At 65.1% G+C, this 9567-nt stretch carries 11 protein-coding genes; 7 read left to right on the top strand and 4 right to left on the bottom strand.

The window, feature by feature from the left end:
- Positions 1-121 precede the first annotated feature (121 nt).
- Complete coding sequence (gene mgrA, locus ACX80C_RS15240; RefSeq protein ID WP_459327298.1) at positions 122-1168, top strand: L-glyceraldehyde 3-phosphate reductase; 1047 nt, start codon at positions 122-124, stop codon at positions 1166-1168.
- 121 nt (positions 1169-1289) lie between these two features.
- Here the strand turns inward: mgrA and ACX80C_RS15235 are convergent, their stop codons facing one another.
- The gene (locus ACX80C_RS15235; protein ID WP_459327297.1) at positions 1290-2636 is read right to left on the bottom strand and encodes a family 4 glycosyl hydrolase; all 1347 of its coding nucleotides are present in this window, start codon (positions 2634-2636) and stop codon (positions 1290-1292) included.
- A gap of 42 nt (positions 2637-2678) precedes the next feature.
- Here ACX80C_RS15235 and ACX80C_RS15230 point away from each other — a divergent pair, with 42 nt between their 5' ends.
- Complete coding sequence (locus tag ACX80C_RS15230; protein WP_459327296.1) at positions 2679-3764, top strand: carbohydrate kinase family protein; 1086 nt, start codon at positions 2679-2681, stop codon at positions 3762-3764.
- Positions 3765-3784: 20 nt separating this feature from the next.
- On the opposite strand, the gene ACX80C_RS15225 is transcribed toward ACX80C_RS15230, so the two are convergent.
- The 3 genes from ACX80C_RS15225 to ACX80C_RS15215 form a co-directional block, all read right to left on the bottom strand.
- Positions 3785-4051 carry a hypothetical protein gene (locus ACX80C_RS15225; RefSeq protein WP_459327295.1) on the bottom strand — a complete coding sequence of 89 codons (267 nt, stop codon included), beginning with the start codon at positions 4049-4051 and terminating at the stop codon, positions 3785-3787.
- Positions 4052-4997: 946 nt separating this feature from the next.
- Complete coding sequence (locus ACX80C_RS15220) at positions 4998-5345, bottom strand: type II toxin-antitoxin system PemK/MazF family toxin (RefSeq protein ID WP_459327294.1); 348 nt, start codon at positions 5343-5345, stop codon at positions 4998-5000.
- Complete coding sequence (locus tag ACX80C_RS15215) at positions 5342-5584, bottom strand: hypothetical protein (RefSeq protein ID WP_459327293.1); 243 nt, start codon at positions 5582-5584, stop codon at positions 5342-5344. Before ACX80C_RS15215 ends, ACX80C_RS15220 begins: the two co-directional genes overlap by 4 nt.
- Positions 5585-5677: 93 nt before the next feature.
- Between ACX80C_RS15215 and alr the strand changes: the two genes are divergently transcribed.
- The 5 genes from alr to tsaD are packed head-to-tail and all read left to right on the top strand — an operon-like array spanning position 5678 to position 9567.
- A complete protein-coding gene (alr, locus tag ACX80C_RS15210; protein ID WP_459327292.1) occupies positions 5678-6841 on the top strand; it encodes an alanine racemase in 1164 nt (387 codons plus the stop codon).
- Complete coding sequence (gene tsaE / locus ACX80C_RS15205; protein ID WP_459327291.1) at positions 6838-7392, top strand: tRNA (adenosine(37)-N6)-threonylcarbamoyltransferase complex ATPase subunit type 1 TsaE; 555 nt, start codon at positions 6838-6840, stop codon at positions 7390-7392. The genes alr and tsaE overlap by 4 nt, the downstream gene beginning before the upstream one ends.
- Positions 7386-8036, top strand: a complete 651-nt coding sequence (tsaB, locus tag ACX80C_RS15200; RefSeq protein ID WP_459327290.1) for a tRNA (adenosine(37)-N6)-threonylcarbamoyltransferase complex dimerization subunit type 1 TsaB — start codon at positions 7386-7388, stop codon at positions 8034-8036. Before tsaE ends, tsaB begins: the two co-directional genes overlap by 7 nt.
- A complete protein-coding gene (gene rimI, locus ACX80C_RS15195; protein WP_459327289.1) occupies positions 8037-8513 on the top strand; it encodes a ribosomal protein S18-alanine N-acetyltransferase in 477 nt (158 codons plus the stop codon). It begins immediately after the preceding gene.
- Positions 8500-9567, top strand: coding sequence for a tRNA (adenosine(37)-N6)-threonylcarbamoyltransferase complex transferase subunit TsaD (tsaD, locus tag ACX80C_RS15190; protein WP_459327288.1), 1068 nt, complete (start codon positions 8500-8502; stop codon positions 9565-9567). Before rimI ends, tsaD begins: the two co-directional genes overlap by 14 nt.

Genomic DNA, 9567 nt, shown 5'->3' with positions numbered 1-9567 from the left:
TAGCGCCTATCAGCCCCCCACTCCTCGCTGGCGCTCGGCGCGGGGCCCTGCAGATAGCGCCTATCAGCCCCCCACTCCTCGCTGGCGCTCGGCGCGGGGCCCTGCAGATAGGCTTAGATTCATGACTTATCACCCTGCAGATAACCGCTATGACACCATGCCGTACCGCCGGGTCGGGCGGAGCGGGCTGCACTTGCCCGCCGTGTCCCTGGGCCTGTGGCACAACTTCGGCGATGACAAGCCGTTCGACGTGCAGCGGGACATCCTGCGCCGGGCGTTCGATCTGGGCGTAACGCACTTCGACCTCGCCAACAACTACGGGCCTCCCTACGGTTCGGCTGAGACCAACTTCGGCAGGCATTTCAAGGACGACTTCAAGCCGTTCCGCGACGAACTGGTCATCTCCAGCAAGGCCGGCTACGACATGTGGCCCGGCCCGTACGGCGACTTCGGGTCGCGCAAATACTTGCTGGCAAGCCTGGACCAGTCGCTGTCCCGGATGGGCCTGGACTACGTCGACATCTTCTACAGTCACCGTCCTGACCCGGAAACGCCGCTCGAGGAGACTATGGGCGCACTTGATACCGCTGTGCGCTCCGGCCGCGCGCTCTATGCGGGCATCTCTTCCTACTCGCCCGAGAAGACGGCCGAGGCTGCAGCCATCCTGCGGGATCTGGGAACCCCGTTGCTGATCCACCAGCCCTCGTACTCGATGTTGAACCGGTGGGTCGAGAACGGGGAGCCGAACCTGCCGGAGGTACTGGAGTCCGTAGGTGCGGGTTCCATCGCCTTCTCACCCCTGGCGCAGGGTCTGCTGACCACCAAGTACCTGGGCGGTATCCCTGAAGGCTCGCGTGCGGCGTCGAACAAGTCCCTTTCGGAAGACCACCTGTCCGAGGACAACCTGCGTCGGGTTCGCGGTCTGAACAGCATCGCCGAATCCCGTGGCCAGACCCTCGCGCAGATGGCGATCGCCTGGATCCTCCGGCCACAGAGCAAGGGCACGCCGATTACGTCCGCGCTGATCGGTGCGTCCAGCGTGAGGCAGCTCGAGGACAGCCTGGGCGCGATCAACAAGCTGGACTTCAACGATGACGAACTCCACGCCATTGACGAGTTCGCTGTCGAGTCCGACATCAACCTGTGGGCAAGGGCGCTCGACGCCTAACCCCCTGCACCTATCCAACGGATCCGTTTCCTTCCGGCTTTCGACGCGGCATCAACACGGCCCCGTCCGTAGCAAGGGAACGGATCCGTTGACTGGCAGCGCAGCCAAACCGGCGCTTGCCCTACCGCCACAGCCCGTGTCGCGCGGGGAAGGCTTCCTCGTATTCCGCCAGCAGGCGACGGGCCGTGTGAGCCGAGTCGATCAGCGGGTGCAGTGCGAATGCCCGAAGAGCGAGCGTCCGGTCTCCGTGTACGACGGCGGCAATGACGTCCTGCTCCACGCCTTTGACCTGCGCCATGAGACCGAGTTGATGGAGGCTCGGCGGAGCAACGGGCAGCGCGGTTGCACCGTGGGCGTCGATGCGTGCGGGTACTTCGACGACGACGTCGGCCGGTAGTTCCACGATGGCGTTGCCATTGCGAACGTTGACGATCAACTCCGTGGAAACGCCGGTCAGCAGAGCGTGCATGACATTGAGGGCCACCTGCTCGTACCCGCCGCCGGCGAGGTCCTCCTCGTTTCGGGACTCCTCTGCAGGGCGGGCCTCGGCGAGGTAGCCTTCCTCTCGCTTTCGGCGGGCGGAGTCCCAATGGGCATAGGGCCGGTCTCCGGACAGGAGCTGCGGATATAGCCCGTCCTGTTGCCGCTGGAGCACCTCCCCGCGAGTCTCGGCAGCGGATGCCAACGCCCGGCGCGCTTCGGCGTGGAAGTAGTAATAGAAAAGGTACTCGTTCGGCAGCGCCCCCAGTGTCGCGAGAAGTTCCGGCCCGAACACTCTGCCTTCCTCAAACGTTGCCAGCCGCGCGGGATCGGCGAGCAGCCCGGGCAGGAGGTCGCCGCCGTCGTGCTCCAGTCGGCGGAGCCAGCCAAGGTGATTCAAGCCGACGTAGTCCACACCTTTGAGCGTGCCGAGCGGCAGGGACCCTCCGGCTGCAGCGGCCGCCCGGCACACTAGTCCGGAAGCGGAGTCACAGATGCCGATCACCCGCCGGCCCAGAAGAGGCTGTAGCGCCTCGGTGATGATGCCCGCGGGATTTGTGAAGTTGATGAGCCACGCGTCAGGACAGACCCGGGTGACGTTCTCGGCCAAAGCGAGCATCGCTGGGACCGACCGGAGCGCGTAGGACAGGCCTCCTGCACCAACCGTCTCCTGTCCCAGCACGCCGTGGGTGATAGCCACCCGCTCATCCAGGACGCGGCCCCCAGCCGCACCCGGGCGAATGGCGGCGAAAACGACGACGGCGCCCGCCAGCGCTTCCTCCAGGCCCGCGGACACGGTGACCCGGGGCGGACGCGCGTCCGCTGGGAGTGGCATGTCCGCAGTCACGCGGGCGATGGCAGCAGCACGCGAGGGGTCGTCGTCGTAGAGTGCGACGTCGTCGATCAGTTCGCGATAAGCGCCGGTGCTGAGCGCCCGGTACACGAGCGGCACGCGGAACCCGCCGCCGCCGATCACAGTCAACTTCATGGTGCGCTCCTTCGTGGAAGGCCTAAGAGTATCGTGCCGTACATGGGCACCCAGTTTCGATTCGACCCGCTCGCGTCCTCCCGTACGGGAGAAGACCCGGAGTTTGACCTTCTGCTCACCGGTTCGGTGTTCTTCGACATCATCTTCACCGGGATGGAAGGGCTTCCGACGCCGGGAACCGAGGTGTGGGCCGACGGCATGGGGTCCTGCCCGGGCGGAGTGGCCAACCAGGCGATCGCCGCCAGCAGGCTCGGCCTGCACACCACACTGGCGGCGGCCTTCGGTGACGACGGCTACGGCGCTTTCAACCGCAGCATCCTGCAGGGCCAGGAGCACGTTGACCTCTCCCACTCGCGAACGTTCGAGCAGTGGCATTCCCCGGTCACCGTATCCTTGTCGGTCAACCGGGACCGGTCCATGGTCACCCACGGGCATCCGTCCCCGCTGTCCGCTTCCGAACTGCTGCAGGACCCGCCGCGCTGCAGGGCCGCCGTCGTCGACGTCGGCAGGACAGTTGAGCCATGGGCGATCGCCGCCCGCGCGAACGGGACCCGCCTGTTCGGTCACGTGGGATGGGATCCCAGCGGCGCCTGGTCGAGTGATGCGTTGGATACGCTTGAGCACTTTCATGCGTTCCTGCCGAATGACGTCGAAGCCATGGCCTACACGCGCACGCAGGATCCGTGGGCTGCGTTGTACGCGCTCGCCGACCGCGTGCCGGTAGCGGTGGTGACCATCGGGCAGCAGGGTGCAATCGCCGTCGACTCAATCACTGGGGAAGAGGAGTGGGTGCCGGCGCTGCCGGTCAACGCGTATGACCCTACGGGTGCCGGAGACTGTTTCGGAGCCGCTTTTGTCACCGGCGATCTCGCTGGATGGCCGCTCGCGGACCGGCTGGCATTCGCGAACCTGTGTGCGTCCCTCTCCGTTCAGGAAGTTGGTGGCTCCCTTGCAGCGCCGGGTTGGGGCGACCTCGCGGACTGGTGGCGCCGGATGAGCGCAGGCCGCGACGGCGTCCGTAAACAGTGGTTGCGCCGCTATGCCTTCCTTGAACACATTGTGACGGACGTTCCACCGGAAGCGGTGCGCCGGGCGACGGCGACGATAGCCACGCAGTCGGATGCCTGAAATTGATCGATGGCGCAGGTCTAAAAGGTCTTCCTGGGGTCGACATCGACATCGACATCAGGGGTAACGTTTGCTCGCGCGGCTCGGCGTTTGGCTATATGCCATGCAACCAACATGAAGATGGCGGCGATAAAAGCCCCTGAGCTTATGGCTAAGCTCACGAGCAGCGATTCATTGGTTAGTACTGTACGGAGAACAACGGTGAATGTCCCAGAGACAGCAAGGAGTGCGGACAACAGCAGCGCCTGTCCCGGCCTTAGTCTCCCGAACCTGCCCGGCTCTTCCATAGAGGTAGCTTAGCGCCGAAGCTTCGACGCAGTTCGTCTGCCGCCGTCCCGAGTCTGCACTATAAATATTTGACCTGCCGCTCAGTCAATGGAGTACCGGTGCCCTCGCCACGGTTCCGGACATCCTGCAGCCTTCCTGATCCGGCGATGGCGCTGATTTGTAGTAGGTCGGGCAGTAATTCAGAGTGGCAGGTTCGCCGATTGGGCGCCTGACGGTAGTCGTTCAGATGCGCTCACCGAGTTTGGCATTGACATCCGTGCCATTACATCCTCGGGATTCCCTTGCCGACTGATGTCGATAGCTGCTCTGAAGGCATCGTGATTGAGAGCGTAGAAGGCTCCCCATATCAGGGCGAGCTCACGAAAGTTCTGGTCCTCGATCTCTACGGCGATCCTCGGCGTCTGTCTCCGTCCCCTTCTGACCTTGAAGACCTGGCCTGTAGGTCGACCAGTGGCGTCACGGCCCCGGATTCCGTGTGAAGCGAAGTTGCGCTGCCGATACCATGCCCGGTACCGCTCCGCAATGTCGGCGATAGCGGGGCTAAGTGCGCCGAGATCATCGAGTGCGTCCGCAAGTTGTGCGCCGCTTGCTCCATAAATCGTCCCATCCGGTTGGCCCAGCAATGCTCGTGCCGAAAGCACGAGCGAAACAAGGGCTACGTCGCACCGCGACGCCTCAGTGACAACCCGACCGACATAGTATGCATACTCCTCTTCACGCCAAGGAAGGCGATTCAGCTGTTGTCCGGAATGCATCGAAGGGGTCGAATTGAGCCAGCCTTCCTCCAGATACTTAGCATCGGCGTCCGAGACACGATGCATCCATCTCGTGGGGCGAGGGCCACCAACTCCCATGCTGGTAACACACACCTGGATGCCCGAACCCACCACCAAGCGCACGGACCGAACCTCACGACCCCCGACGTCCAGAAGGTGCTCGCCGTCACTATCCAAGGAGGAAAAGCATCCTTGCCAGCACGCGCCGAACTTCGGCAAGCTCGTCATCAGACAGAGCGATCTCCGTCGCCGGCCGTCGGAAGCGCTGGGCAGCTATGGTGCGCACCTGTTCGGTAATCACCCGACCGCTGCCGTTGGCAACTGGAATCCGGTGCAGCCAACCCGGCCGTTCCGCCGAGGTCAGCGGCAGTACCGACACCAGAGCACCGCCGGTCAGACGCAGGTGGAAGGTTGAGGAAACGACCAGAGCCGGCCGGTCCTTGCCTTGCTCGCGACCGCGTACAGGTTCAAAGTCGCAAAACCACACCGAGCCTGGCTGAATGGGCGGCTTGCTCAACCCTTCGACCACTCATTGGTGATGGGCGCATCCGCCACAGCCAGTTCCTCCGCCTCCGCAAGATAGTCTGCCCAGCCCTCCGGGTTGTCCTCTCGGTAATGCTCGACAGCGGCGAGCGCGGCGGCCTCCCAGTGCTCAGCGAGTAACCGCCGGATCGTCTCATCCGCGCTGGCGCCTCCGAACTCCTCGCGAGCAAGGCGTTGCACCCGCTCGCGGGTCTCACTACTAACACGCAACATGCATCGAGTTTACAGGCTTGTTTACGGTTGCGTAAACGGCGGAATGAGCGCACCCGAGGCTAGGCGCCCGTCGATAACTGACAGAATGGTCCTGTGAGTTTTTCAGGAGGCCCGCTACCGGAACGACGGGTGGACATCGACCTCGCCGCTGTGCGGCACAACGTGCGCCATATCGCCGAGATCGCCAGCCCGGCCCGTGTGATGGCCGTCGTCAAGGCGGACGGTTACGGTCACGGTGCTGTCCCGGTGGCTAAGGCGGCACTGGAGGCCGGTGCCACCTGGCTTGGGGTCGCGCACATCGCCGAGGCGGCGCAGCTGCGCGAGGCCGGCATCGAGGCGCCGATCCTCGCATGGCTGCATACCGAGTCCAGCGACTTCTCCGCGGCGATCGAAATGGGCGTAGACCTCGGCATCTCGGGCTGGGAACTGGCACATGTGGTTGCAGCAGCGCGCCGTCTGGAGCGCCCCGCCCGCGTACACCTCAAGATCGATACCGGTCTGGGGCGGAACGGGTGCCCGCCTGAGCACTGGGAAACCCTGCTCGGTGAAGCGCTGGAACACCAGGAGGACGGGCTCCTGCGGGTGGTCGGTGTGTTCTCCCATCTGGCCGTAGCGGATGAGCCTGACCGCGAGGAAACCGACGAACAGATTGAACGCTTCCGGGACGCCGTCGCCGTAGCCGAGGACGCCGGCGTCGACCTCGAGGTCCGCCACCTCGCCAACACGCCGGGGACGCTCTCCCGGCCGGACAGCCACTTCGACCTGGTGCGCGTGGGCCTTGGTATGTACGGGCTCTCGCCGTTCGAGGGGCAGAGCTCGCTGGAACTAGGACTCCGGCCGGCGATGACCTTCCGGACCACCGTCGCCAACTGCAAGGAAGTCCCCGCCGGACATGGCGTCTCCTACGGGTTGTCCTACCGGACCGAGAAACGCACAACACTCGGCCTGATCCCTGTCGGCTACGGCGACGGCGTTCCCCGCGTCGCCACCGGAGCCCCGGTCAGCGTTGACGGCCGGCGCTACCCTGTGGTCGGACGGATTGCCATGGATCAGTTCGTCATCGACTTCGAGGCAACGGGGATCGCCGGCACGGACGCCAGCCTGCTGGGCCACGAGGTGGTGCTCTTCGGGGACGGCAACGGCACACCCACCGTGGACGAATGGGCCCGTGCGTGCGGCTCCATCAATTACGAGATCGTTACCCGCATCAGCCCCCGCGTGGTTCGCCGGTACGTCGACACGGAGGTTGATTCGTGAGCGATCCGGTCTGGTCGCAGGAGTTTTCTGTGTCCTCCGTCGAAGAACTGCAATCCGCTGCTGCGTCGCTGGGGAGCCGGCTTGCCGCCGGGGACTTACTGATCCTCACCGGCGAACTCGGCGCCGGGAAGACAACCTTCACTCAGGGCCTGGGCCGCGGCCTGGCAGTCCGTGAAGGGATCATCTCCCCGACCTTCGTGCTGGTGCGCAACCATCCGTCGCTGACGGGCGGTCCGGCGCTGGTGCACGTGGACGCCTACCGCCTGGAATCGGATGCCGAGATAGACGACCTGGACCTCGAATCCACCCTCGATGAAGCCGTCACGGTGGTCGAATGGGGAGCCCGCAGGGTGGAGCACCTTGCCGAGAGCCGGCTCGTCGTCACGCTGGTCCGCCCTTCTCTGGCGCCGCCGGCCCAACAAGGCGGGGACGTCGTCGCGCCGGACGCCCAGGTAACAGAGAACGACGACGACGAACCTCGCCACGTGCGCATCGACGCCTACGGTCCGCGCTGGGCCGGCGCGCAACTGGGGGCCTTGACCCCATGCTGATCCTTGCAATCGACACGTCGGCTGCGGCAAGCGCGGCCGTCACACGTGACGGGGAGGTTCTGATGCGCTTCGCGTCAACGGACACACGTTCACATGCGGAGGTCCTGGCGCCTGCCGTGCAGGAATTGCTTACCGGTGCGGGCGTGATCGGAACGGAGCTCGATGCGCTGGTTGTCGGCGTCGGACCGGGACCTTTCACCGGCCTGCGGGCAGGCATCGCGACCGCGCGGATGCTCGCGTTCGTCTGGGATGTTCCGCTCTCCGGCGTGATGAGCCTCGATGCTGTTGCGCTGGACGCGGGTCATGCGGAGGGCGAATTCGCGGTGGCAACCGACGCCCGCCGCAAGGAAGTGTACTGGGCACGCTACCGTGCGGCTTCGCCCTTGCCGGAGCTCCTGGACGGACCGCATGTCGGCCGCGCCGAAACCGTGCCCGATGTATCCGTGTATGGGCGTGGCGCGGGAATGTATGCGGACCGGTTGGCGGGCCCGGTGCACGCAGCGGAACTCACGCCGGACCCGGGGGCGCTCGCGGCAGTTGCGTACCGGACGCTGTCCGACGGCGTTGCGCTCCGCGACACGACGCCGCTCTACCTGCGTGAATCCGATGCCAAGGTTCCCGGCCCCCGGAAGAAGGCGCTGTAAGTGACTTTTACGTTGCGTTCAATGCGGCTGGAAGACATTCCGCACGTCGGCACACTCGAGCAGAAGCTCTTCCCGGTGGACGCCTGGCCGCTTGAACTGTTCTTCGATGAGTTTGCGCAGACCGGCACCAGGCAGTACTTGGTGGTCGAGGTGGACGGCGCGGTGGTGGGCTATTGCGGCGTCATGGTGGTGGATACCACGGCGGACATCCAGACCATCGGCGTGCTGCCCGGGTTCGAGGGGCAGGGAATCGGCACCGCGATGCTGACCGAAATGCTCTCCGAGGCCCGTCGCCGTGGCGCCAGGGAGACACTGCTCGAAGTCCGCGAGGACAATCCGCGAGCCCGCAGGATGTACGAACGGTTCGGCTTTGAACATATCCACACCCGGCGGGGTTACTACCGTGACGGCGTCAGCGCCTGCGTCATGCGCCTGATCTTCGAGGAGAGCAAGGAGGCGGCGCATGAACCGCGCTGAGCCGCTGGTCCTGGGTATTGAATCGTCCTGTGACGAGACCGGTGTGGGTATTGTCCGTGGCGCCACCTTGCTGACCAACGCCGTTTCGTCCTCGATGGATGAGCACGTGCGTTTCGGCGGCGTGATCCCGGAGATCGCTTCGCGTGCCCACCTGGACGCGATGGTGCCCACCCTCCAGCAGGCGCTCAAGGACGCCTCGGTGACGCTTGATGAGGTGGACGCCATTGCGGTGACTTCCGGTCCCGGGCTCTCGGGTGCGCTGATGGTCGGGGTCGCTGCTGCCAAGGCGCTGGCTGTGGCAACCGGCAAGCCCCTGTTCGCGGTGAACCACCTGGTTGCCCACGTCGGTGTTGGCCTGCTCGACGCCGGAGAGTTGCCGGAGAATCTTGGCGCCCTGTTGGTCTCGGGCGGACACACGGAGATTCTTCGCGTCCGGAACCTGGCCGCCGACGTCGAGCTTCTGGGTTCAACGATCGACGACGCCGCGGGTGAGGCCTACGACAAGGTTGCCCGTATCCTCGGCCTCGGCTATCCGGGTGGTCCGGTGATTGACAGGATGGCTCTCGACGGCGACCCGAAAGCCATTCGATTCCCCCGCGGACTCACCCAACCGAAATACCTGGGTACGCCGGAAGCCCCCGGTCCACACCGTTACGACTGGTCCTTCAGCGGGTTGAAAACCGCCGTCGCCCGCTACGTCGAGGATTGCGAGGCGCGCGGAGTGACGGTGCCGGTAGCCGACATCGCCGCATCATTCCAGGAGGCCGTCGTCGACGTCATAACAGCGAAGGCGGTGCTCGCCTGCGCTGAGCACGGCATTACTTCGCTGCTGCTCGGTGGGGGAGTGGCATCGAACTCGCGGCTGCGTCAGCTGACCCGGGAGCGTTGCGAAGCTGCCGGAATCACGCTGACCATCCCGCCGTCGTCGTTGTGTACCGATAACGGAGCGATGGTGGCGGCGCTTGCCGCCCGGATCATCATGGACGGCGGCGAACCAAGCGGGATCCGGTTCGGCACCGATTCATCACAGCCGGTGAGCGCCGTCCACCTTTAG

The organism is Arthrobacter tecti (assembly GCF_054511355.1).
This window is presented reverse-complemented; position numbering and strand designations above follow the sequence as displayed.

Excerpts from the sequence above, each read along its gene's own strand:
- mgrA (WP_459327298.1), top strand. The coding sequence starts at position 122 with ATGACTTATCACCCTGCAGATAACCGCTATGACACCATGCCGTACCGC.
- ACX80C_RS15235 (WP_459327297.1), bottom strand. The coding sequence starts at position 2,636 with ATGAAGTTGACTGTGATCGGCGGCGGCGGGTTCCGCGTGCCGCTCGTG.
- ACX80C_RS15230 (WP_459327296.1), top strand. The coding sequence starts at position 2,679 with ATGGGCACCCAGTTTCGATTCGACCCGCTCGCGTCCTCCCGTACGGGA.
- ACX80C_RS15225 (WP_459327295.1), bottom strand. The coding sequence starts at position 4,051 with ATGGAAGAGCCGGGCAGGTTCGGGAGACTAAGGCCGGGACAGGCGCTG.
- ACX80C_RS15215 (WP_459327293.1), bottom strand. The coding sequence starts at position 5,584 with ATGTTGCGTGTTAGTAGTGAGACCCGCGAGCGGGTGCAACGCCTTGCT.
- tsaB (WP_459327290.1), top strand. The coding sequence starts at position 7,386 with ATGCTGATCCTTGCAATCGACACGTCGGCTGCGGCAAGCGCGGCCGTC.
- tsaD (WP_459327288.1), top strand. The coding sequence starts at position 8,500 with ATGAACCGCGCTGAGCCGCTGGTCCTGGGTATTGAATCGTCCTGTGAC.